Raw genomic sequence first — 23,861 nt, forward strand, 5'->3', positions numbered from 1 at the left:
AAACATTCAATGGAGTTTTCGCAATATGGATATTCGTCGTAATCACCGTGACATGACACCGCAACAGAAATCCGCATTCATCGATGCCATCCTGAGGCTGAAGAACAACGTCGACAGCGTCCTGCGACCCGGGCAGCAATGCCGCTATGATGATTTCGTCCAGATCCACAAGAATTCGATGGGCGGGGCCAGTCCGCTGGTACCCAATCCACATCGAAGCCCCTTGTTCTATCCGTGGCATCGCATTCTGATCCGCCAGTTCGAACTGGCCCTGCAGTCCGCCGCCAGTGATCCGACCATCACCCTGCCTTACTGGAACTGGCAACTGACCGGGGCCGACAACCCCTTCACCTCGCACTTCATGGGTTCGAACGGTGACAACCTGCAAGACCAGCGTGTCACCAGCGGCCCGTTTTCCAGGGAACAATCGCAATTCGATGTAAGGGTCTGGGACGAAGGCCTGGGCAACACGGGCATTCGTCGAAATCTCGGGGCAATCGGCGCACTGCCCAGCGCAGAGACAGTCATATCGACGCTCAACAGGGCGCCTTACTGGATGAATGGGAGTGGCTGGGAAAACGTCTCGGAAATCGAATTGCACAATCCGGTGCATGCGTGGATAGGCGGCAGCATGGGGGAAGCTTCCTCACCCAATGATCCAATATTCTTCCTGCACCACTGCTACCTCGACTTGTTGTGGGAGCGCTGGAAACACCAGCATCCTGGCACTCCCGGCTTTACCAATGAGGCCGGCTCGACAGACATGAATGAAACCGTCCTGATCTTTCACCCCGCCAACGAACTGGCGCCCTGGGAGCAAACCTTTACCGTCCAGCAAACCCTCTTCACCACAGAGCTCGATTACCGCTATGAGTACATCTGACGTTCAACTGCCCAGCGTCAAACCGTTAGCGGGTAATGGCAGCGCGGTCTTGTAGCGCACCTGCTTCAGCGCAAAACTTGACCGGATATTCGCCACACCCGGCACTTTGGTCAGGAAGTCCATCATGAAGCGTTCGAGCGACTGAATGGTCGGCACCAGGACCCGGATGAGGTAATCCGGGTCTCCGGCCATGAGGTAGCACTCCATCACCTCCGGGCGATCGGAAATGGCTTCCTCGAAATGCTGCAGCGCTTCCTCGACCTGTTTTTCCAGGCTGACGTGAATAAACACGTTCACGTGCAGACCCAGCAGATCGGCATCCAGCAGCGTGACCTGCTCGCGAATCAGCCCCAATTCTTCCATGGCCTTGACCCGGTTGAAGCACGGCGTCGGCGACAGGTTCACCGAGCGCGCGAGGTCGGCGTTGGTGATGCGCGCGTTCTCCTGAAGGCTGTTGAGAATGCCGATGTCGGTACGGTCCAGTTTGCGCATGAGACAAAACCACCTGTTTTTTATGTTTATGCAGAATTTCTATCTGCAAATCGTCTCCAGCGCAACGAAACAGAGATAAATATTCTTCTTGCCCGGGCCTATGATTGTTGTAGGACAAGATTTCTTCTACCGAAGAATGACTGCCAGCTCACTACAAGAAATTCACAAGATCGAGCGTAGAAGCCATGACCCAAGCGTATGAACCGCTGCGTCTGCACGTCCCTGAACCCTCGGGCCGTCCAGGCTGCAAAACCGATTTTTCCTACCTGCATCTGACCGATGCCGGTACGGTGCGCAAACCTTCCATCGACGTCGAACCTGCCGACACCGCCGACCTGGCTCGTGGGCTGATTCGCGTGCTCGACGATCAGGGCAACGCCCTCGGCCCATGGGCTGAAAACGTGCCGGTCGAGATCCTGCGAAAAGGCATGCGCGCCATGCTCAAGACGCGGATCTACGACAACCGCATGGTGGTCGCCCAGCGTCAGAAAAAAATGTCGTTCTACATGCAGAGCCTTGGCGAAGAAGCCATCGGCAGTGCTCAGGCCCTGGCGTTGAACATCGACGACATGTGCTTCCCGACCTACCGCCAGCAAAGCATCCTGATGGCCCGCGATGTGCCGCTGGTCGACCTGATCTGCCAACTGCTGTCCAACGAGCGCGATCCGCTCAAGGGCCGGCAGTTGCCGATCATGTACTCGGTCAAGGATGCCGGTTTCTTCACCATTTCCGGCAACCTCGCCACCCAGTTCATTCAGGGCGTGGGCTGGGGCATGGCCTCGGCGATCAAGGGCGACACCAAAATCGCCTCGGCGTGGATCGGTGACGGTGCTACCGCCGAATCGGACTTCCACACCGCCCTCACCTTCGCCCACGTTTATCGCGCGCCGGTGATCCTCAACGTGGTCAACAACCAATGGGCGATTTCGACCTTCCAGGCCATCGCCGGTGGTGAAGCCACCACTTTCGCCGGACGCGGCGTCGGTTGCGGCATCGCCTCGCTGCGCGTGGATGGCAACGACTTCTACGCGGTGTATGCGGCATCTGCCTGGGCTGCCGAACGCGCCCGCCGCAACCTCGGCCCGACCATGATCGAATGGGTCACCTACCGTGCCGGCCCGCACTCGACCTCCGATGATCCGTCGAAATATCGGCCGGCCGATGACTGGAGCCACTTCCCGCTCGGCGACCCGATCGCCCGTCTCAAACAGCACCTGATCAAGGTTGGCCACTGGTCGGAAGAAGAGCACACCGCTGTCAGCGCCGAGCTCGAAGCCGAAGTGATTGCCGCGCAGAAACAGGCCGAACAGTACGGCACCCTCGCCGGCGGCCAGATTCCAAGCGCCGCGACCATGTTCGAAGACGTCTACAAAGAGATGCCGGAGCACTTGAAGCGCCAGCGTCAGCAGTTGGGGATCTGACATGAACGATCACAACAACAATATTCAGTTGGAAACCGCCATGACCACGACCACCATGACCATGATCCAGGCCCTGCGCTCGGCCATGGATGTGATGCTTGAGCGTGACGACAATGTGGTGGTGTTCGGTCAGGACGTCGGTTACTTCGGCGGCGTGTTCCGTTGCACCGAGGGCCTGCAGACCAAGTACGGCACCTCCCGCGTATTCGACGCACCGATCTCGGAAAGTGGCATCGTCGGCGTGGCCGTCGGCATGGGCGCGTACGGTCTGCGTCCGGTCGCCGAGATCCAGTTCGCCGACTACGTCTACCCGGCGTCCGACCAGATCATTTCCGAAGCGGCGCGCCTGCGTTATCGATCGGCTGGCGAGTTCACCGCACCGATGACCCTGCGCATGCCATGCGGCGGCGGCATCTATGGCGGTCAGACCCACAGCCAGAGCATCGAGGCGATGTTCACTCAGGTGTGCGGCTTGCGCACCGTGATGCCGTCCAACCCATATGACGCCAAAGGCCTGCTGATCGCCTCCATCGAGAACGATGACCCGGTGATCTTCCTTGAGCCGAAACGCCTGTACAACGGCCCGTTCGACGGTCACCACGACCGCCCGGTGACCCCGTGGTCGAAACACCCGCAAGCCCAGGTGCCGGACGGTTACTACACCGTGCCACTGGACGTTGCTGCGATCACTCGTCCGGGCAAGGACGTGACCGTGCTGACTTACGGCACCACCGTGTACGTGTCGCAGGTCGCTGCCGAAGAAAGCGGCGTTGACGCTGAAGTCATCGACCTGCGCAGCCTGTGGCCGCTGGACCTGGAAACCATCGTCAAATCGGTGAAGAAAACCGGCCGTTGCGTGGTGGTTCACGAAGCCACCCGCACCTGCGGTTTCGGCGCCGAGCTGGTGTCGCTGGTGCAAGAGCATTGCTTCCATCACCTGGAAGCGCCGATCGAACGCGTCACCGGTTGGGACACTCCCTACCCGCACGCGCAGGAGTGGGCGTATTTCCCAGGGCCGTCCCGAGTGGGCGCGGCGTTGAAACGGGTCATGGAGGTCTGAATGGGCACGCACGTTATCAAGATGCCGGACATCGGCGAAGGCATCGCAGAAGTAGAACTGTCGCAATGGCACGTCAAGGTTGGCGATCTGGTGGTTGAAGATCAGGTGCTGGCGGACGTGATGACCGACAAGGCGATGGTCGATATTCCCTCGCCGGTACACGGCAAGGTGATTGCCCTCGGCGGCCAGCCGGGTGAAGTGATGGCGGTTGGCAGTGTGCTGATCAGCATTGAGGTTGAAGGTGCTGGCAACCTCAAGGAATCGGCGGCTCCTGCTCCGGTAAAAGAAGCACCTGCGGCGCCGAAGGTTGAAGCAGTCGTTGAGAGTAAACCTGCTCCAGCCGCCCCGCGCCCTGCTGCGGTTTGCCAAGGCCCGATGGTTGCCCGCGAAGCAGACGAACGTCCGCTCGCCTCGCCGGCCGTGCGCAAACATGCGCTGGATCTGGGTATTCAGTTGCGTCTGGTGCGCGGTTCCGGCCCGGCCGGTCGTGTGTTGCACGAAGACCTTGAATCCTACTTGGCACAAGGTCAGTCGAACGCTTCGGCACCGGTTGCTGCCGCGTACGCACAACGGACTGACGAAGAACAGATTCAAGTGATCGGCATGCGCCGCAAGATCGCCCAGCGCATGCAGGACGCTACCCAGCGTGCCGCACACTTCAGCTATGTCGAAGAAATCGACGTTACCGCGATTGAAGAACTTCGTGCGCATCTGAATGAAAAACACGGCGCCAGTCGTGGCAAGTTGACCTTGCTGCCTTTCCTCGTCCGCGCGCTGGTCGTTGCTCTGCGCGACTTCCCGCAGATGAACGCCCGTTACGACGATGAAGCGCAGGTCATCACCCGCCTCGGTGCGGTGCATGTCGGCGTCGCCACGCAAAGCGATGTTGGCCTGATGGTGCCGGTGGTGCGTCACGCCGAGGCGCGCAGCCTGTGGGACAGCGCCGCCGAGATCTCGCGTCTGGCCAACGCCGCACGCAATGGCAAGGCCAGCCGCGATGAGCTGTCCGGCTCGACCATCACCCTGACCAGCCTCGGTGCACTGGGCGGCATCGTCAGCACGCCAGTGCTGAATCTGCCGGAAGTGGCCATCGTCGGCGTGAACAAAATCGTCGAACGCCCAATGGTCGTCAAAGGCCAGGTCGTGATCCGCAAGATGATGAACCTTTCCAGCTCCTTCGATCACCGCGTGGTCGACGGCATGGACGCGGCACTCTTCATCCAGGCCATTCGCGGCTTGATCGAACAACCTGCCACTTTGTTTGTGGAGTAAGGCGCGCATGCAATCTCTGAACACTACGCTGCTGATCATCGGCGGCGGCCCCGGCGGTTATGTGACGGCGATCCGCGCCGGCCAACTGGGCATCTCGACGATTCTGGTCGAAGGCCAATCGCTGGGCGGCACCTGCCTGAACATCGGCTGCATCCCGTCGAAAGCGCTGATCCATGTGGCCGAGCAGTTTCACCAGACGCAGCATCACAGCCAGCATTCGGCGCTGGGCATCAGCGTTGCCGCGCCGACGCTCGATATCACCAAAAGCGTCGAGTGGAAGGACGGCATCGTTGATCGCCTGACCACCGGCGTTGCCGCATTGCTGAAGAAGAACAAGGTTCAGGTCATCAACGGCTGGGCCAAAGTCATCGACGGTAAAACTGTTGACGTCGGCGACACGCGCATCCAGTGCGAGCACTTGGTGCTGGCCACCGGTTCGACCAGCGTCAATCTACCGATCCTGCCGATTGGCGGGCCGATCATCTCTTCCACCGAAGCGCTGGCACCGACATCCGTGCCGAAACGTCTGGTGGTGGTTGGCGGTGGTTACATCGGTCTGGAACTGGGCATTGCTTATCGCAAGCTTGGCGCCGACGTCAGCGTGGTCGAGGCGCAGGATCGCATCCTGCCGGCCTACGACGCGGAACTGACGCAACCGGTACATGACGCACTGAAGCAACTGGGCGTGAAGCTGTACCTCAAGCACAGCGTGCTGGGTTTCGATGGCACCTTGCAGGTGCGCGATCCGGAAGGCGAAACCCTGAATCTGGAAACCGATCAGGTGCTGGTCGCCGTCGGTCGCAAACCGAATACCCAGGGCTGGAACCTTGAAGCGCTGAATCTGGATATGAACGGCTCGGCGATCAAGATCGACAGCCGCTGCCAGACCAGCATGCGCAATGTCTACGCGATTGGCGATTTGAGCGGCGAGCCGATGCTGGCCCACCGCGCCATGGCTCAAGGCGAAATGGTTGCCGAGTTGATCAGCGGCAAAACCCGCGAATTCAACGCGACCGCCATTGCTGCCGTGTGCTTTACCGACCCGGAACTGGTGGTGGTCGGCAAGACTCCGGACGAAGCCAAGGCTGCGGGGCTGGACTGCATTGTTTCCAGTTTCCCGTTCGCCGCCAATGGCCGGGCGATGACGCTGGAATCGAAAAGCGGCTTCGTGCGCGTGGTCGCTCGTCGGGATAACCATGTGATTGTTGGCTGGCAAGCGGTGGGCGTCGGGGTTTCCGAGTTGTCGACGGCGTTTGCGCAAAGCCTGGAAATGGGCGCGCGGCTGGAAGACATCGGAGGCACCATTCATGCGCATCCGACACTGGGTGAAGCGGTGCAGGAAGCGGCGCTGCGTGCCCTCGGGCATGCGTTGCACCTGTAGCTGCGTTGATCGTTCCCACGCTCTGCGTGGGAATGCAGCCGGGGACGCTCTGCGTCCCAAAAGCCGAACGCGGAGCGTCCGATGAGGCATTCCCACGCAGAGCGTAGGAACGATCAAGCGTGGGAACGATCAGTGGAGCGAATTCCGGCTGCGAAACCGCTCAAGAATGAAGTATTGTTGTGCCCATCCAAAAAACGTCAGAAGCCTTGAACCGTTTCGGCGGTTGTTCAGTGATAGAGGGTGTCATGGGTAACGAAAGCATCAATTGGGACAAGCTGGGTTTTGACTACATCAAGACCGACAAGCGCTATCTGTCGTACTTTCGCGATGGCGAGTGGGACAAAGGCACCCTGACCGAAGATAACGTGCTGCACATCAGCGAAGGCTCGACTGCCCTTCACTATGGCCAGCAGTGCTTCGAAGGCATGAAGGCCTATCGTTGCAAGGACGGCTCGATCAACCTGTTCCGCCCGGACCAGAATGCCCTGCGTATGCAACGCAGCTGCGCGCGTCTGCTGATGCCGACGGTCGACACCGAGCAGTTCATCGAAGCGTGCAAAGCCGTGGTTCGCGCCAACGAGCGCTTCATACCGCCATACGGCACCGGCGGAGCGCTGTACCTGCGTCCGTTCGTGATCGGCGTGGGTGACAACATCGGCGTGCGCACGGCACCCGAGTTCATCTTCTCGATCTTCTGCATCCCGGTCGGCGCCTACTTTAAGGGCGGCCTGACCCCGCACAACTTCCAGATCTCCAGCTACGACCGCGCTGCCCCACAAGGCACCGGCGCAGCCAAGGTCGGTGGCAACTACGCGGCCAGCCTGATGCCGGGCTCGAAAGCGAAGAAAGCCAACTTCGCCGACGCGATCTACCTGGACCCGATGACCCACACCAAAATCGAAGAAGTCGGTTCGGCCAACTTCTTCGGGATCACCCACGACAACAAGTTCATCACCCCGAACTCGCCGTCCGTGCTGCCAGGCATCACCCGCCTGTCGCTGATCGAACTGGCGAAATCGCGTCTGGGCCTGGAAGTGGTTGAAGGCGACGTGCTGATCGACAAACTGTCGGACTTCAAGGAAGCCGGTGCTTGCGGTACGGCTGCGGTGATCACCCCGATCGGCGGTATCAGCTACAACGATCATCTGCATGTGTTCCACAGCGAGACCGAAGTGGGTCCTGTGACCCAGAAGCTCTACAAAGAGCTGACTGGCGTGCAGACCGGCGACATCGAAGCGCCAGCGGGCTGGATCGTCAAGGTTTGATCTGACGGCTGCTTATGTAGAAAAGCCCTCCACCGAGTGATTGGTGGGGGGCTTTTTTATGGCGCTTGGCGCAGTATTTGTGGCGTGCTTGAGATTCTTTCCCCCTCACCCCAGCCCTCTCCCCCAGGGGGGCGAGGGGGAAAGGGAGCCGATTTTTGTGCTTTTCAAAACCTGAGTTCGACTTGATCGTTCAGGTCGATGTAGTACGCGAGAACACCTCGGTCGGCCCCCTCTCCCTACGGGCGGTCCGACGTTTCGGGAGGGCTGGGGTGAGGGTAAGCTCTTAGCTCTTCAAGGCAATCCGTTTACCTGCGCGACTGGCAATCCCGCTCGCCTGCCCATTCTGCTGCTTACCCATCCGCGCCTGCGTAATCAACCCGGGAATCAACTCCCCTTCCGGCAGATTCTTCCAGAACCGCGCCGGCAAATGCCCCTGCATGACCTTCTCGTTCAACCGCGCTGGATTAAAGATGTGGCTGTAATAAGTCAGCCACAGATCCCCATGAGGATCGTCGACATTCTGCGCCAACTCCTGCCATTCCACCGGGCATTGCCGTTGATGGATCAGTTGCTCGCCATCGTAATAAACCCCGTCGCGCGGCGTGGCGATCAACCAGCGATGACGGCCCATTCGCCCGATGAAATGCTCACTGGCGCTGTGCAAAATGTCATGGGCCGGTTCATGCCAAGCCACATATTGCGGACCCGCGCTGGATGAAGGGCGTTCGATGAAGCGCACAAACGCATGCAGATGATGGGCTTCGCGATTGACTTGTTTGATCCGTCGCTGCAGTTCACTGCCGAGTTTGTCCCCGGCCATCATCGCCGTGCGATCGCCATGGCTAACGCGCCACAACACTTCATACAACAGGCTCCAGCGTTGATCGCCGCGATAGCGCGAGGCTTGCTCAAGTGTGTCGAGCAACGCTCGCGGAATGCGCGCCTGAAACGGCCCCTGCCCCTCAGGTACCGGCTCATCATTGGCAAACAGATCACCGACACCCTCCGAGGCCCAGCTCACCAGACTCGGGTCGACTTCATGGCTCAGCAACCAGCGCGCCTGCTGGCGCCAAGTATCGAACAGATCATCGCAATCGAGATTGATCATCCCCACAGCCCCATCTGCTGCGGCATTGGCCGGTCGCGCAGTTGCTGATAGAGCAAGTGGCTGGTGACCTCGGCCTGCTGCGGATGGTAGTCGCTGGTGATGATGAACGGCTTAGCCTTGGCCAGCACACAGCGCATACGCGCGACGTCTTCGTAGCGGATTCGCCGCTGTCGGCGCAGCTCGACCAGACGTTCGGTGGTGCGCAGGCCGATACCGGGAATACGCGCGATCAGAGACGCTTCGGCACGGTTCAGATCCAGCGGGAACACTTCACGATTCTGCAACGCCCAAGCCAGTTTCGGGTCGATGTCCAACGCCAGATTGCCCGGCCCCTTGAGCAACTCATCGGCGCTGTAGCCATAACTGCGCAAGAGAAAATCGGCCTGATACAAACGGTGCTCACGCATCAGCGGCGGCGCAGCGAGAGGCACGCTTTTCGGGCTGTCGGGGATCGGGCTGAAGGCCGAATAGTAGACCCGGCGCAGACGGAAGTTGCCGTACAAGGCCTGGGCGCTGTGGAGGATGGTGCTGTCATCGGTGTCGTCGGCGCCGACAATCAACTGCGTGCTCTGCCCGGCCGGGGCGAACTTCGCCGAGCGCGGTTCGTTCAAAACCGTCTGCACGCCGGTGTAGATGGTGTTCATCGCCTGTTTGATCGAGGTGATGTCCTTTTCCGGCGCCAGCACTTGCAGGCTGGCATCGGTCGGCAATTCGATGTTGACGCTCAGGCGATCCGCATAACGCCCCGCCTCTTCGATCAATGCCGGATCGGCTTCGGGAATGGTCTTGAGATGGATGTACCCGCGAAACTCATGCTCTTCGCGCAGCAGCTTCGCCACCCGCACCAGTTGCTCCATGGTGTAGTCCGCCGAACGAATGATCCCCGAACTGAGGAACAATCCGCTGACGCAGTTACGCCGGTAGAAATCCATGGTCAGCGCCACGACTTCTTCGGGAGTGAAACGGGCACGCGGGACATCACTGGAGCGGCGGTTGACGCAGTATTGGCAATCGTAAAGGCAGAAATTGGTCAGCAGAATCTTCAACAACGACACGCAGCGCCCGTCCGGCGTGTAGCTGTGGCAGATGCCCATGCCATCGGTCGAACCCAGCCCGCTCTTGCCCTCGGAGCTGCGCTTGGGCGCACCGCTGCTCGCGCAGGAGGCGTCGTACTTGGCGGCGTCGGCGAGGATGCTCAGCTTGTCGATGATTTGCATGGCGCGGGCCCTATACTGTTTGCATATACAGTATAGAGTCGACTGCGGTGACACAAGGAGGCAAATGCGCCCCTCGTCGGTCAGAAGCTGAAAATCAAAAGATCGCAGCCTTCGGCAGCTCCTACAGGAGTCGCGTACACCCAATAAATCTCAGCCCTACCCAATCCATGTAGGAGCTGCCGAAGGCTGCGATCCTTTGATCTTGTGGTTTTCAATCGGCAACTCAACACCAAACCGCGCACCGATCTCCTTGCGCCCCACCGCCGTCAACGCCAACGCCCGACTGTCCAGATCCTGGGTCACCCACTTGCGCTTCAACGCGGTCTGCAACAGCGCCGCCCCCAGCGACCCCCCGAGATGCGGCCGGCGCATGCTCCAGTCCAGGCACGGGCAGGCAAATTTGCGGCGCAGGGTCGTCAAATCCTCCACTTCGATGCCCAGACCGAGAAACAACGCCTCGCCCGTCTCACTCAAGCGATATGCCTGCTCGTCGGTTGCCACCAGCCAACCACCTGCGATCAAACGGTCATGCAGCAACACCGCCAGCGTCCCGGCCATGTGGTCGTAGCAGGTGCGGGCGAATTGCAGGCGATCCGGGGTGTGCGCCTTGAACGTCGGGGCGGCGTTCTGGCCAATCACCATCAGCGCTTCCAGCGCCTGCGCCACCCGCTGATCGGCGAGGCTGTAATAGCGATGGCGGCCCTGCACGTGCAGGCGCACCAGGGCCAGATCCTTGAGTTTCGCCAGGTGTGCACTGGCGGTCGAGGCGCTGACTTCGGCGATCGTCGCCAGCTCCGTGCTGGTGCGGGCGTGGCCGTCCATCAGCGAACAGAGGATTTTTGTCCGCGCCGGCTCAGCGATGGCGGCGGCCACCTGCGATACACCGATGTCTTGATGTTCTGCGTGCATAGTTCGCTCCCGGACGAATCGTCGTCGTTGCGCAGTGGAGATAGTAGCAACACTTTCCCTGCCGACAAGGATGCAAACCATGAACCCGATCAGCGCCACAACGCATGCCGATCCTTATCCCTACTACGCCGAACTGCGCGCAGCAGGTGGACTGACGTTTCATCCGGATCTGAAACTGTGGGTCGCCAGCAGCGCTCGTGCGGTGTGTGCGGTGTTGGCCCACGCTGATTGCCGGGTGCGTCCGGCGCAGGAGCCCGTGCCCAAAGCGATTGCCGGCAGGATGGCCGGCAAAGTCTTTGGCCAGCTGATGCGGATGAATGACGGCGAACGCCAGCGCTGTCCGCGTTCGGCCATCGAGCCTGAGCTGGCAGCGCTGGACCTTGAGACGATCAATGCTTTGGTCGCCGCACGGCTGATCACAGCGGACGCCGACGGTGTGTACAAGGCAATGTTTCGTGGCCCGGTGTGCGTGGTCGCGGCGCTTTTGGGATTCACGCCCGCGCAGGCGCGGGTAGTCAGCAAGCTGACGGCGGACTTCGTCGCTTGCCTGTCACCGTTGAGCGATGACCTGCAATTGGCCGCAGCGGATGCAGCGGCCGAACAACTGCGCGGCTACTTCATCGAATTACTCGCCGAGCCTGCCAGCAATTTGTTGAGAGCCATCCAGCAGCGTTTTGCCGGCGATGGAGAAACCCTGATCGCCAACCTGATCGGCCTCTGTTCGCAGACGTTCGAAGCCTGCGCCGGGCTGATCGGCAACACGCTGTTGGCGTTACGTCGTCAGCCAGCGTTGCGCGGCGAATCCATCGAAGCAATGCTTGGCGAAGTCCAGCGCTTCGACCCGCCTGTGCAGAACACCCGGCGCTTTGTCGCCGCGCCCTGCGAGATTGCTGGTGTGCGGGTCGAAGCAGGTGATGTGATTCTGGTTTTACTGGCCTCCGCCAATCGTGATCCGGCGCTTAACGCACAGCCTGAGCAGTTTCTGGTGCAGCGCGAGAACCGCCGCAGTTTCAGTTTCGGCAGTGGTCGGCACGAGTGTCCGGGGCAAGCGTTGGCGATGAGTATTGCCGGGGCGACGGTGCGGGAAGTACTCAAAAACGGCACCGATCTGAATCGCCTGAACTGGCACTACAGGCCTTCGCTCAATGGGCGCATTCCTGTGTTCAGCGACTCGGGCGCCTGACAGTCCGTCTTCGCGAGTAAGCTCGCTCCCACAGGGTTTTGGGGTGTACACACTGTTGTGATCACCTCGAACATTGTGGGAGCGAGCTCGCTCGCGAAGGGGCCCAACCAGTCACTGCAAAATATGGCTCAAGCCGCCCACTGCAAAATCAACCAGCTGTTAGCGCCACTGATCACCACAAACAACCCCCACGCCAATACCCGGGTTGGCCAGCGATTCACAAACGGCCCCATCAGCTGTTTGTCGTTGGTCATGCGAATCAATGGATACAGGGCAAACGGCAGTTGCAGACTGAGCACCACCTGACTCAGCACCAGCAACTTGCCAATCGCGTTATCGCCCATCAGCCACACGCCGATAAACGCCGGAATCAACGCCAGTCCGCGAGTAATCAAGCGTCGCTGCCAGCACGGAATCCGCAGGTTCAGGTAACCCTCCATGATCACCTGGCCGGCGATGGTGCCAGTGAAGGTCGAACTCTGCCCCGACGCGAGCAACGCGACGCCGAACAACACGCTGGCCAGCGCACCGCCGACCAGCGGATCGAGCAGGTGGTAGGCGTCCTGAATGTCCACCACCTCGGTGTGCCCGGACTGGTGAAACGCCGCTGCCGCAAGAATCAGGATCGCCGCGTTGACCAGCAACGCCAGCGCCAGCGAACCGATGGTGTCGATACGCGCCAGTTTCACCGCGTCCTGCTTGCTCGCCAGGTCCTTGCCGATCATCCGCGTCTGCACGATCGAGGTGTGCAGATAGAGGTTATGCGGCATCACCGTCGCACCGAGAATACCGATGGCCAGGTACAACGGCGCCGCCTCGCTGATCGCCGCCAGCGACGGTTTGAAGCCTTGGGCGACATCCGGCCAGTACGGTTTGATCAGCAACAGTTCAACGAAAAAACACACGCCAATGGTCGCGACCAATACCAGCATGATTGCTTCCAGCCTGCGGAAACCGCGATTTTGCAAGGCCAGCACCAGCAAGGTGTCGAACGCCGTCAGGGCAATGCCGAAGGTCAGCGAACAACCGAGCAGCAAGTGAAAGGCCAGCGCACACCCAAGCACTTCGGCCAGATCGGTGGCGATGATCGAGATTTCCGCCAACACCCACTGCAGGCGCGCGGTCGGTGTGCTGTAGCGCTCACGGGACAGCTGCGCCAGATCGCGCCCGGTGGCAATGCCCAACCGCGAACACAGGCATTGCACGACCATGCCCGCCAGACTCGCCAGCAACACCACAAACAACAGGCTGTAACCAAAGCGTGAACCGGCCTCGATGGCGGTGGCCCAGTTGCCCGGATCCATGTAACCGATCGACACCAGCAACCCGGGACCGGCAAAACGCAGCACGCGTTTGAAGAACGACGCATTGGGATCAACCGCAACACTGCCAGCCACTTCCGGCGGACAAAACGGCGCGGTGGCGATTTTGGGCAAACTGAATTTCACGCACACATCCAGAAACAAGTCGGAAAGACGCAGCTTAGAGGTTTCCGCCACAGCCTTGAAGCGCAAAAGATCGCAGCCTTCGGCAGCTCCTACATTGGAATGCACTCTCCTGTAGGAGCTGCCGAAGGCTGCGATCTTTGCTCTTATCGACTCACCCCCAACAACTGTTCGCGCAACTCCGGACTGCGCGTACGCGGATCAAGCCAGATATCGAAAAACGCGCGGGCAAACAGCGGGTCATCGATCTCATGCTGCAACTGCTGACCGACAAAAAACCGCGCGCCCTGCCCCGGCAGATACACGCCGGTAATCCGCGTGCCGGCCTGTACATCGACGAACGATTGCTGCATCTGTACCTGCCAACTGGCCAATTGCGCCGGGCTGACGCGGGGGCCGGCCAGGCGTTTGATTTCGTCAACGCTGGCCTTGACCAGGTCGTCGCGGGAAATGCTGCGGCGGTAGATCAGCTCCAGCGCAAACGGCTGGCCCTCGGCCAAGGGCCGCGCGGCGCTCCACAGGCGCGCGTTGTAGACATCGAAACCGAACACGCTGTAATCGCCGGTACCGATGATCTGCGCGCCGGGCACCGCGTCCTGCCAATTGGCCCAGGTTGGTGTCAGCAATAGCGCCCACAAGCCGATGCCGCAACATCCCCGTAACACCTTGGGTGTTCTGTTCATCGCGGTATCGACTCCGGCAAGCCCTGATAGTCAAAGCATAGCCGGGTATCGTCGCCAGCACTTTGTATACAAAATCTGCGCACATAGGCAGCAATCGCCGATCGACAATGCTAACGTGGCGAACCTTCAACGGATGGAGACTCCTGCGTGCTGATCCTCAAACTGCTGCTGATTCCCGGATTTCTGCTGCTGATTTCCCTGGCGGGCAAACGCTGGGGGCCAAGCGTGGCCGGGTGGTTGTCGGGGTTGCCGGTGGTGGTCGGGCCGATTCTGTTTTTCCTCGCCATCGAGCAGGGTCCGGCGTTTGCCGCGCAGTCGGCGGTGGCGGCGTTATCGGCGATGTTCGCGATGATTGCGTTCTGCATCACCTACGCGCAGGTCGCGCAACGAGCGAACTGGCCGTTGGCGTTGGCCGCGTCGTTGTCGGTGTGGGCCGTCATCGCTGGGGTGTTGTCGCTGATCCCGGCGTCGCTGCCGTTTTCCGTCGCGGCGGCGGCGATTGCGTTGCTGGCATCGCCGTACCTGTTTCCCACGGTGCAACCGGTGCTCAGCGGCACGGCGCCGAAGTCGGACAGACTGATCTGGCGGATGATCGCCGGCGCCGCGTTGACCCTGGTGGTGACGATGCTCGCCAGCACCGTCGGCGAGCGCTGGAGCGGTTTGCTCGCGGTGTTCCCGGTGCTCGGCAGCGTGATGGCGGTGTTCTCGCAACAGACGCGCGGCCCGGCATTTACCGCCGCATTGTTACGGGCGACGGCGACCGGCATGTATTCGTTTTCGGCGTTTTGTCTGATCTCGGCATTGACCTTGCCAACCATGGGCCTGAGCGGATTTGCCGTCGGCGTCGCGGTGTCGGTGGCCATGCTCGGCGTGACCAAACGCCTGTTGGCCCGTCCGTTGGCGAAAGCGCAGGCGCAGTAACCGCTCGGATGATTCGCGCTGGAACGCCCGCCCCCCTCCGTGGGATGATCGCCCGCCTCGCGCGACCATCCACCGGAGATTCACATGTCATTGTTGAGCAAAAAAGCCGTTGTCCTGCTGGTGGCGGCCCTCGCCGGTTTCGGCGCCCTCCACGCGCAAGCGGCCAAGAAAAATGCCGGCACCGAGAAAGTCTCGATGCTCGATGGCAAGTTCACGTTTGTGCTGCCAAAAGGTTTCGTCGCCGACCCGCTGCCGACCAGCCCGAGCGGGACCACGGGCACGATGTACACCAACGAGGCCACAAAAACCGTGGTCATTACCGCTGAAAACAAGATTCCCGAAGGCCAGCACGTCAAGGACAACGACGGGCAGTTCCTCGATGGCAGCGTGTCGAGTTTCATCGAAGATCAGCGCAAGGCCCTGCCTGACTTCAACAAACTCAGCGAAAAAAGCCTGACCCAAAAAGGCACCGGCCTGGGCCTGCGTCAGGTCGACAGCACCGCGACCCAGGGCGGTGGCCAGACCCTCAACACCACGCTGATGGCCGGCTCCGGCACGAAGATGGCGCTGGTGCAGGTGATCTCCCGCGCCAGCGACAAGAAAGGTCACGATGCGCTGGTGAAAACCATCCTCAAGGATTGAGCTGCTGCAACCAGCCATTCAAATCGCGCAACTCGGCCGCACTGATACTGTGGCCGACGCCGGGATAGGCATGGAACTGCGGTTTGTAACCGAGTTTCTGTAGTTGCGTGTTGGCCTCGGTGCCGTTTTTATACGGCACGGGATCATCGGCCGTACCGTGGCCGATAAAGATGCTCAGCGGCAACGGCTGCTGCTCGACCTTGAGTTCACTCTTCAACACCGGCAACAAACGCCCGCTCAACGCCGCGATCCCGCCGACAGCCACTGGCGGCCGCAGCCCGACCTCATAGGTCATCATCGCGCCCTGGCTGAAGCCGATCAGGTACACCTTGTCCGGGGTGGTGTGATATTTCTGCGCCGCTTGCGCGATAAAGTCGCGCAGCTTCTGGCCACTGACCTTCAGATCATCGGTCTCGCCGTTGTAGGCGCCTTCACCCTTCTTGCGAAACCACTGGAAACGTCCTTCACCCAATGACAGCGGCGCCTGCACCGACAGGTAGTTGTATTGCGCCGGCAGTTGGAATTTCATGCCGATCAGGTCGGCTTCGTTACTGCCGTAACCGTGCAGGAAAATAACCAGCGGCCGCGCCTCGGCGTCGGCGTGCACCTGTTCAATGTACTTGAGCGGCAGATCGGATTGCAGAGTGGTTTGCGCCTGCACAGCGCTGGACGCCAGCAGGGTCAACAGAGCAAAGACCTTCAACATAGAGCCTTCCTTCACGGAGTGTCGGGTTCGGGGGGAGCCTAACATCCTGCGGCGTGGATCAACATGTTGGGTGCTGCTGATGGCCCCTTCGCGAGCAGGCTCGCTCCCACAGGGGAACGCATTTCAAAGGTGGGAGCGAGCCTGCTCGCGAAAGGGCCGGTGAATCCAGTGAAGATCTATTAATCGTTAGTCAATTTGCCCGTCCGAAACGCCACCCGCCCCGCCACTTTCGCCTGCCAGATCCCCGGCTCGGTATAACGCCCACGATCCAGCGCAAACAACACGCCACTAGTACCGGAGCGCACGGTGGTCACACGATCCTGCAACGGATCCACCACCTCAAACAACGCATCACCCTTCTCCACCCACTCGCCGGCATTGCGCAAGAAACTCACCACACCATGGTGCGGCGCGAACAGATATTCGGTGCCCTCGAACGGCAGACCTTCGCAGCACTCGCCCGGCGCCGCCGGCCATTCGCCGCTGATAAAACCCTGCTCGGCGAGGAAGCCCAGAATCGCCTCACAATTGGCCTGCGCCTGATCGACCCGGGTGTCGCCCATACTGCCCAGCTCCAGCGTGGTCGCCAGATTCGCCGCAGGAATCGCAGCGTTAGGAAATGCCCGCGCCAGCCGCAACCACGGCGTCGAGCAGGATTCATCGAACGAACTGCCGCCGGAATCTTCACACAGCAGCGCCACGCCGGCCTTCAGACGCGCCGCCAATGATTGCCACTGTGGCCAGTGCTGCGGCAGCGCGTACAAGTGAATCGCTGCGTCGAAATCACAATGCAGATCGAGGGTGATGTCGGCATCGCAGGCATGGCGCAGCAACAAACGATGCAAGGCTTGCAGTTGCGAGACCGGTGCCGGCAATTCATCGAACACCTGGCCCATCGCTTGGCGGATCAGCGCGACGTTGGCTTCGGCATCCGCGCCCAGACGCTCACCGATCAACGCCGCGACCGGTGCGCTAAGTTCCACGAAGGCGCGGTTGAAGTTCTTGCCGCTACCCAGTTCGAAGCGGCCCATGTGCGCGCCTTGCACGTGTTGATCAAGGCCGATCGGGTTGGCCACCGGCACCAGCTCGATCACGCCCTGCAAACGGCCTTGCTGTTCCAGCGCATTGAGGCGCTGCTTGAGTTCCCACGCAGTGCGCATGCCCGGCAGTTCATCGGCGTGCAGGCTGGCCTGGATGTACACCTTGCGGGTGCCCGCGCCATAGCGAAACACGCTGAGCGAGCGCTCGCTGCCCAAGTGGCTCCAGGGCAGAACATGGTCGATGCGTTGCATGGGAAAATCTCCTCAATTTCCGGATCACACTGATCCCCTGTGGGAGCGAGCCTGCTCGCGAAGGCGGTGTGCCAGACAACAAAGATGTTGAATGTTAAACCGCTTTCGCGAGCAGGCTCGCTCCCACAAGGTTCTGTGGTTTTATTAGAGCGCAAAAAAAGTGGCCACCGCGCAAACGGGGCCACTTTTTTCTACGGCGTATTAATGGCCGTACACGTCAAAGTCGAAGTACTTGTCCTGGACTTTCTTGTACTCGCCATTGGCGCGGATTTCGGTGATGGCTTTGTTGAATTGCTCGGCCAGCGCGGTATCGCCCTTGCGCACCGCAATGCCAGCGCCGCCGCCGAAGTACTTGGCGTCTTCGTAGGTCGGGCCAACGAATTCAAAACCTTTGCCGGCGTCGGTTTTCAGGAAACCGTCACTCAGGTTGACCGAGTCAGCCAGCATCGCGTCGATACGCCCGGAAACCATGTCGAGGTTGGCTTCCTGTTGCGAGCCGTAACGCACCAGGTCGATCCCGGCCGGAACCAGCACTTCGGTGGCGTAACGGTCGTGGGTACTGGCACGCAGCACGCCGACTTTCTTGCCCTTGAGCTCGGTCAACGGGTCTTTGACACCGGAGCCTTCCTTCATCACGAAGCGCGCCGGGGTGTGGTAGTACTTGATGGTGAAATCGACGTTCTTCTTGCGATCATCGGTGATGGTCATCGACGACAGGATCGCGTCGATCTTCTTCACTTTCAGCGCCGGGATCAGGCCGTCGAATTCCTGCTCGACCCAGGTGCATTTGACTTTCATCTGCGCGCACAGCGCATCGCCGATGTCGACGTCGAAACCGGTGAGTTTGCCGTCAGGGGTTTTCATCGAGAATGGCGGGTAACCGGCTTCGATACCGATGCGGATCGGCTTGGCGTCTTCGGCCACAGCGGTCAGGGACAACATCGACAGTGCCAGAGCACCGAACATCACTAGCTTCTTCATTTATAACTCCTGTGGGCGGAGGCTTTTATTGGCAGCTTTCGATTCAGCGTTCGGTCATGGCCAATTGGCCACAAACACCGAAGTGGCCGGCAGTCTATGGCGGCGCGCACAGGGTAAATTGTGTTTAAGCGACAAATACTTATGAAAGATCGGCGCACCGATTGACCGGGGTCAACGGGTGCGCCGTCGTGGTGCAAAGGCTGTAGGACAAGCGCTTTTCCAGCGCAGAAAATCGCTGATTTCCCTGTAGGAGCTGCCGCAGGCTCGGGCCGCGTTCGGACGATCTTTTGATCTGTTTTTTTAACCATCAAGATCAAGAGATCGCAGCCTTCGGCAGCTCCTACAAGGGGATCAGCATTCGCAGCCGATGGCGGTTTTGGCGGCTTGCTCAACGCTCAGTTGAAAACCTTCATCCAGCCATCCGGTAACGCCGCCGATCATCTCCTTGACTGGATAACCCAGCGCCGCCAGTTTCACCGCCGCCTTGTTCGCGCCGTTGCAGTGCGGGCCGGCGCAATAGACCACGAACAGCGTGCTTTTCGGGTAGCTGGCCAGTTCAACCGCCGTCAGCAACCGGTTCGGGATATTGACCGCGCCCGGCACATGCCCGCGCTCAAAGGCCAGCGGGCCGCGAACGTCGACCAGGACGAAATCAATCTCGCCAGCCTCTTGGCTACTGAAGACGTCGGAACAATCGGTTTCGAAAGTCAGACGATTGCTGAAGTGCATCAGGGCGATTGCCGACGGTGCGGCAGGAATGTCGCGAACCAGACTGACCATGGGTGTTGCTCCTTTATCTGAACGGGTGTGAACAGACTTTATCGAGCGGCCGCTTGCGGCTACAGTGGCGCACAAGACACTCACCGGGAATTTTCCGCCAAATGCCGACATCACCAGGTCTGGTCGCGATTCTGGCCTACGACGGCCTCTGCACATTCGAGTTCGGCATCGCCGTGGAGGTCTTTGGCCTGACCCGGCCGGAGTTCGATTTCCCGTGGTACACCCACGCCATCGCGGCAGTCGATCAAGGCCCGATGCGCGCCTTGGGCGGGATTCAGGTATTGGCCGATGGCGGCCTGGAATTGTTGGCCGAGGCGCGCACCATCATCATTCCCGGCTGGCGCGATCGCAACGCGGCGGTGCCGAATGAACTGCTCGATGCATTGCGTCAGGCCCATGCCCGGGGTGCGCGGTTGCTGTCGATTTGCTCCGGTGTATTTGTGCTGGCGGCCACCGGCCTGCTCGACGGCCACGGCGCCACCACTCACTGGCGTTACACGGCGGAACTGGCGCAGCGCTTCCCGGCGATTGCCGTCGATCCGGATGTGCTTTATGTCGATTCCGGTCAGTTGATCACCTCGGCCGGCAGCGCTGCCGGGATCGATGCCTGCCTGCATCTGGTGGCGCGGGACTTCGGCACGCAGGTCGCCAACTCGGTGGCGCGGCGTCTGGTGATGTCGCCGCAACGCACCGGCGGTCAGGCGCAGTTCATTCCGACCCCGGTCAGCCCGACGCCGCGCAACGATCTGTCGCGGGTGATGCAATGGGCGCGCGAGCGTTTGCATGAACCGCTGGAAGTGCGTGATCTGGCCAGTGAAGCAGCGATGAGTGAGCGTACGTTTCTGCGGCGGTTTACCGAGGCCAGTGGGCAGTCGCCGAAGGCGTGGTTGCAGCATGAACGGTTGGCGCGGGCGCGGGAGTTACTTGAGAGTACGCCGCATAACACCGAGCAGATTGCCGAGCGTTGCGGTTATCGGTCGGTGGAGAGTTTTCGTGTGGCGTTTCGTGGTGTGGTGGGGGTGCCGCCGTCGGTGTATCGGGAGCGGTTTGGGCGTGGGGTGAAGGCCGTCGGTTCCTGAGGGAATCTTGAAGGCCCTTTAACGAGCAAGGGTAATGCATTCCGCGTCAGGCTTTTTGAGATTAAGGCCCGTTGCAATCTTTAGTTTGCTACGGGCCAAACCAAATTGATCATTCCGAACTCTGCTCGAAATGATCAATGAATGCGATTCCTATGCTAAAGCTTCGCTTTCCATTTTAAGCGAATATCATCAATTTTTGACGGTCCATAGTTGTAATAATGAGCGCCAAAATAAATTGTCAATACTCTCGGAGATGCAGGAGATATGTTATTCGGCGTGAAAGTTGTCAAAATTTTCTCCCAAGCATACGCACGAGGAATCTTTGCATGATAGTATGTGGTGCTGTCGATTATTATGACGAGTGTTGAAACATCTGGACACTGATAGATGAAGCTTAATTCGTACTCTTGATTATTCTCGATATCACTGAAAGACTTCATCATGCAAGTGTGATTATCTTTATTATTGGATTGAACAAAATATTCCTCTCCTGAACGAATAATAGACGACGGATATTGTGGGTAATGTTTCCAGCCATCCCAATTGAACAAGTCAAAAGTCGTAAGATAATCAAACCCGACTCTCACCGAATAAACCCTTCGCTGACAATCCACCGCATCAACCAAATCCCCCCCTTCAAACAACCCCACCTTCAACACAATCGTCACTGTCGAATCCGCCTTGCACTCCCGCAACCACTGCACTTCAGTCGTGTAAGTCAATCCACTGCCCTGATCATGTGTCACCCCCACCAATTGCTCTTTGGTGCGTGAACTGTCGTCCGTTCTGGTTTCCACATAACTCAACCACACAGGCAGGCCCGAACGCTGAAAAGGCCATTTGTCGCACAGCACTTTGGTGTCGTCCTCGATCAACCCAATATCCAAAACCTCCCCCGTCGCCCCTTCGATCAAAGGCTGCGGCATGTTTTTCTGCAGCAAAACACCAATGGTCAGCGGCCGTGTTTCTCCAGGAGCAGGTTGCCCGGCCCGAAACGTCCTGTAGCTCAACGCCACATCGCGTCCCAGATTGGCGCCGGTGATGGCCGCCGCGATATTGAAATCCAGATAAGGCTGGCCGCTCGCACCCTTGCGCACTGGCGCCGTCGAACCATCGCCGGGACGGCCGATGACCGTCAGTTCGATTTCGTCCTCAGGCTTCAATATCGAAGTGTCGAAGCGCACGGTGAAACCCTGTTGATACTGGTTGGGATCGAGGACGTAAACCGGAGCTTCGATGACAGTGGGCGGTGGCACTTCGGCCTGCGCCTCGCCGACGCTCAGCGTCAGTTCACCGGATGTACCGAGCAGTTCGCCGTTACGCACGATGGTGTAAGTCGCTGCAACTTTTCCGTTGAGATTGGCCGTCACATAGGGTTTAGCCACAGTAAACTTCACCGGACTGCCCGCCGAATGCGAGGTCAGGTCGGCGAAATCACTTGTGCTGCCGTTACTGCCTGAGCCGCGCCAGACATACGTCACGCGATCTTGCGCCAATGTGCCCAGATGCGGACAAGTCAACGTGACACCTGCGGGCGGCACCTGCTCAGGATCGAGCGTGCCGTCCTGGGCTTCCTCCACCTCTGGCGGGGCGAACGTCGGCAACGCCACACCTACCTGCAGCAACAACGGCAACGAATCGCGCACGTTCTGCAGCAGCAGATCGTCGTTGGCCACCGTGTAATGCACCCTCACCCGCAACCCGTTGAACCTGCGGATGACTGCATGACTGACAGTACGCAGGATCGGCGTATTTTCCGGCACATTGCCGACCGGACGCGGATCCGAGTAATACTCCACACCGCCGCCAGGCAGCGCGGCTTCCCAGATCAGGTCGATCTGATCGCCGCTTTTACGTCCCGCATACCAAGGGATTTCGTTGGTTGCCCATGGCGCCTCAGGGTCCAGAAAACCGCCAGGCGCCTCGATCACAGTGGGTGCCGCCAGTTGACTGATTTCCCCTTGCACATTGACGCTGGCGACCATCGAAGAGGCCTCGTCCTCGCCTGTTCTCGTGCGTACATACCGGACCGAGGCCGAACCCTTGGCAAGGGCTCGGACCGAGGCATTGGGAATCACGAACTCATAGGCAAACTCGGTAAAATCGACGAATTGCTCCGCGGGGATAACGATGATCGGTTTACCCTGCGCCGGCATACCGGTCCAGGTCACTTTGATCCGGTCGTCCACGTCGAAGTGTTCTTCACGTGCATAAACACTGACGATGACGTCCTTGTCACCCAACTGCTCGAGATCAATGACGGTTGTGACGGGTCTGTTGTTGACCAGAATTCTCGGTTGGGGAAGCCGCGTTCCCTTCGCATCCACCAGGACCCGAGTGATTTTCGCCCAAGGCGCGCGCTCATCCGGATAGTTGCCAACGCGGTCGATCACCTGAAAAGTCACCGCTACATCCGGGCCATCGCCAGCGCTCTCGATCACGTCTTTTTTGAAAGTGATGAGAATCGGATGGTTCACGGGGTCGTCGACCTGCTCCTGAGTCACCGGATAATGAAACACCTCCTGACTACCCCAGCGGCACAAGATGTAATCGAAAGCAGCCATGTTTTCGTAGGGGAAAACATGCATCTGAACGCCTTTCTCGGCTATGTCCGGAGTGACCCCGTGCGTCAGGTCCGGTATCAACGTGTACGTGAGACCGGAATGACCTTCTTCGGGATCGTTATCAAAGCCGCCGGGGCGCTGGAATTTGGCCAGCAGAATCAACGTTGGCTCGGAGTCCTGGAACGCCTGTCCAACTCGCTTTACGCGATAAAACGCCTTGACCTCGCCCTCCAGAACAAAACCTTTAGCAATCCTGAACACCAGTCGCTTGTTGAGATCTTCGGCGTCGAGTTCCTTGCTCCACACCGCGACCGTCAAATTGCCCAGATACATTTCGAACTTGTCCCCAATGCTCATCACCAGCCACGGGTCAACGATGACTTGCAAATCCCCCTCGACAGCGCGAATGGGAATACCGCCGTGGTAATGCTCCGGCGTTCGCAACTCGGTTCTGCCGGTGATATGCGGTGGTCTCAAGGCCAATGGCTGGTTTTCAACCAGGGGTGTGTTCATGGTGACGCTCCTTCGTGATGGACGGGCGGCAGTCGGCCGAAACGCTTGAGCTATCAGAAAGGAA

21 protein-coding genes are annotated in these 23,861 nt (G+C 59.7%); 10 read left to right on the top strand and 11 right to left on the bottom strand.

The features are described from left to right. Nucleotides 1-25: 25 nt before the first annotated feature. A complete protein-coding gene (locus PspS49_RS18095; protein WP_127928765.1) occupies nucleotides 26-883 on the top strand; it encodes a tyrosinase family protein in 858 nt (285 codons plus the stop codon). A gap of 3 nt (nucleotides 884-886) precedes the next feature. Here PspS49_RS18095 and bkdR read toward each other — a convergent pair whose 3' ends face one another. Next, nucleotides 887-1,375 (bottom strand): Bkd operon transcriptional regulator BkdR, encoded by a 489-nt coding sequence (gene bkdR / locus PspS49_RS18100; protein ID WP_016985245.1) that lies wholly within the window; start codon nucleotides 1,373-1,375, stop codon nucleotides 887-889. A gap of 185 nt (nucleotides 1,376-1,560) precedes the next feature. Between bkdR and PspS49_RS18105 the strand changes: the two genes are divergently transcribed. From PspS49_RS18105 to PspS49_RS18125, 5 genes are all read left to right on the top strand, one after another. Beyond that, nucleotides 1,561-2,796, top strand: a complete 1,236-nt coding sequence (locus PspS49_RS18105) for a 3-methyl-2-oxobutanoate dehydrogenase (2-methylpropanoyl-transferring) subunit alpha (protein WP_127928767.1) — start codon at nucleotides 1,561-1,563, stop codon at nucleotides 2,794-2,796. A 1-nt stretch (nucleotide 2,797) separates the two neighbouring features. Further along, nucleotides 2,798-3,856, top strand: coding sequence for an alpha-ketoacid dehydrogenase subunit beta (locus PspS49_RS18110; RefSeq protein ID WP_003224000.1), 1,059 nt, complete (start codon nucleotides 2,798-2,800; stop codon nucleotides 3,854-3,856). Beyond that, complete coding sequence (locus PspS49_RS18115) at nucleotides 3,857-5,128, top strand: dihydrolipoamide acetyltransferase family protein (protein WP_150776141.1); 1,272 nt, start codon at nucleotides 3,857-3,859, stop codon at nucleotides 5,126-5,128. Nucleotides 5,129-5,135: 7 nt separating this feature from the next. Continuing rightward, entirely contained in the window at nucleotides 5,136-6,509 is a 1,374-nt protein-coding gene (lpdA, locus tag PspS49_RS18120) for a dihydrolipoyl dehydrogenase (RefSeq protein ID WP_160040865.1), read from the top strand. 245 nt (nucleotides 6,510-6,754) lie between these two features. Continuing rightward, nucleotides 6,755-7,774: a branched-chain amino acid aminotransferase gene (locus PspS49_RS18125; RefSeq protein ID WP_008086978.1), complete on the top strand. Its 1,020-nt coding sequence runs from the start codon at nucleotides 6,755-6,757 to the stop codon at nucleotides 7,772-7,774. A 283-nt stretch (nucleotides 7,775-8,057) separates the two neighbouring features. On the opposite strand, the gene PspS49_RS18130 is transcribed toward PspS49_RS18125, so the two are convergent. From PspS49_RS18130 to PspS49_RS18140, 3 genes are all read right to left on the bottom strand, one after another. Then, nucleotides 8,058-8,882 (bottom strand): TIGR03915 family putative DNA repair protein, encoded by an 825-nt coding sequence (locus tag PspS49_RS18130; RefSeq protein ID WP_160040867.1) that lies wholly within the window; start codon nucleotides 8,880-8,882, stop codon nucleotides 8,058-8,060. After that, on the bottom strand, nucleotides 8,879-10,099 hold the full coding sequence (locus PspS49_RS18135; protein WP_160040869.1) for a putative DNA modification/repair radical SAM protein: 1,221 nt from the start codon (nucleotides 10,097-10,099) through the stop codon (nucleotides 8,879-8,881). The genes PspS49_RS18130 and PspS49_RS18135 overlap by 4 nt, the downstream gene beginning before the upstream one ends. A gap of 156 nt (nucleotides 10,100-10,255) precedes the next feature. Beyond that, nucleotides 10,256-11,008 (bottom strand): helix-turn-helix transcriptional regulator, encoded by a 753-nt coding sequence (locus PspS49_RS18140; RefSeq protein WP_160040871.1) that lies wholly within the window; start codon nucleotides 11,006-11,008, stop codon nucleotides 10,256-10,258. 79 nt (nucleotides 11,009-11,087) lie between these two features. Between PspS49_RS18140 and PspS49_RS18145 the strand changes: the two genes are divergently transcribed. Next, entirely contained in the window at nucleotides 11,088-12,191 is a 1,104-nt protein-coding gene (locus PspS49_RS18145) for a cytochrome P450 (RefSeq protein WP_160040873.1), read from the top strand. A gap of 128 nt (nucleotides 12,192-12,319) precedes the next feature. Here PspS49_RS18145 and PspS49_RS18150 read toward each other — a convergent pair whose 3' ends face one another. Both PspS49_RS18150 and PspS49_RS18155 read right to left on the bottom strand, forming a co-directional pair. Next, nucleotides 12,320-13,639 carry an Nramp family divalent metal transporter gene (locus PspS49_RS18150; RefSeq protein ID WP_127928780.1) on the bottom strand — a complete coding sequence of 440 codons (1,320 nt, stop codon included), beginning with the start codon at nucleotides 13,637-13,639 and terminating at the stop codon, nucleotides 12,320-12,322. 143 nt (nucleotides 13,640-13,782) lie between these two features. Beyond that, nucleotides 13,783-14,319 carry a chalcone isomerase family protein gene (locus tag PspS49_RS18155; protein ID WP_160040875.1) on the bottom strand — a complete coding sequence of 179 codons (537 nt, stop codon included), beginning with the start codon at nucleotides 14,317-14,319 and terminating at the stop codon, nucleotides 13,783-13,785. A gap of 147 nt (nucleotides 14,320-14,466) precedes the next feature. On the opposite strand from PspS49_RS18155, the gene PspS49_RS18160 reads away from it, so the two are divergent. Beyond that, the gene (locus PspS49_RS18160; protein WP_160040877.1) at nucleotides 14,467-15,240 is read left to right on the top strand and encodes a hypothetical protein; all 774 of its coding nucleotides are present in this window, start codon (nucleotides 14,467-14,469) and stop codon (nucleotides 15,238-15,240) included. Between the two features lie 84 nt (nucleotides 15,241-15,324). Continuing rightward, nucleotides 15,325-15,882 carry a hypothetical protein gene (locus PspS49_RS18165; RefSeq protein ID WP_007915061.1) on the top strand — a complete coding sequence of 186 codons (558 nt, stop codon included), beginning with the start codon at nucleotides 15,325-15,327 and terminating at the stop codon, nucleotides 15,880-15,882. On the opposite strand, the gene PspS49_RS18170 is transcribed toward PspS49_RS18165, so the two are convergent. The 4 genes from PspS49_RS18170 to PspS49_RS18185 form a co-directional block, all read right to left on the bottom strand. Next, complete coding sequence (locus PspS49_RS18170; RefSeq protein ID WP_160040879.1) at nucleotides 15,872-16,588, bottom strand: prolyl oligopeptidase family serine peptidase; 717 nt, start codon at nucleotides 16,586-16,588, stop codon at nucleotides 15,872-15,874. The genes PspS49_RS18165 and PspS49_RS18170 overlap by 11 nt on opposite strands. Before the next feature lie 179 nt (nucleotides 16,589-16,767). Next, a complete protein-coding gene (locus PspS49_RS18175; protein WP_160040881.1) occupies nucleotides 16,768-17,880 on the bottom strand; it encodes a succinylglutamate desuccinylase/aspartoacylase family protein in 1,113 nt (370 codons plus the stop codon). A 201-nt stretch (nucleotides 17,881-18,081) separates the two neighbouring features. Beyond that, complete coding sequence (locus PspS49_RS18180; RefSeq protein WP_016775210.1) at nucleotides 18,082-18,861, bottom strand: ABC transporter substrate-binding protein; 780 nt, start codon at nucleotides 18,859-18,861, stop codon at nucleotides 18,082-18,084. 351 nt (nucleotides 18,862-19,212) lie between these two features. After that, nucleotides 19,213-19,641 carry a rhodanese-like domain-containing protein gene (locus PspS49_RS18185; protein WP_160040883.1) on the bottom strand — a complete coding sequence of 143 codons (429 nt, stop codon included), beginning with the start codon at nucleotides 19,639-19,641 and terminating at the stop codon, nucleotides 19,213-19,215. Between the two features lie 101 nt (nucleotides 19,642-19,742). On the opposite strand from PspS49_RS18185, the gene ftrA reads away from it, so the two are divergent. Then, on the top strand, nucleotides 19,743-20,720 hold the full coding sequence (ftrA, locus tag PspS49_RS18190) for a transcriptional regulator FtrA (RefSeq protein WP_160040886.1): 978 nt from the start codon (nucleotides 19,743-19,745) through the stop codon (nucleotides 20,718-20,720). A gap of 155 nt (nucleotides 20,721-20,875) precedes the next feature. On the opposite strand, the gene PspS49_RS18195 is transcribed toward ftrA, so the two are convergent. Further along, the gene (locus PspS49_RS18195) at nucleotides 20,876-23,797 is read right to left on the bottom strand and encodes a hypothetical protein (protein ID WP_160040888.1); all 2,922 of its coding nucleotides are present in this window, start codon (nucleotides 23,795-23,797) and stop codon (nucleotides 20,876-20,878) included. Nucleotides 23,798-23,861 lie beyond the last annotated feature (64 nt).

The organism is Pseudomonas sp. S49, from assembly GCF_009866785.1.
GTDB lineage: Bacteria > Pseudomonadota > Gammaproteobacteria > Pseudomonadales > Pseudomonadaceae > Aquipseudomonas.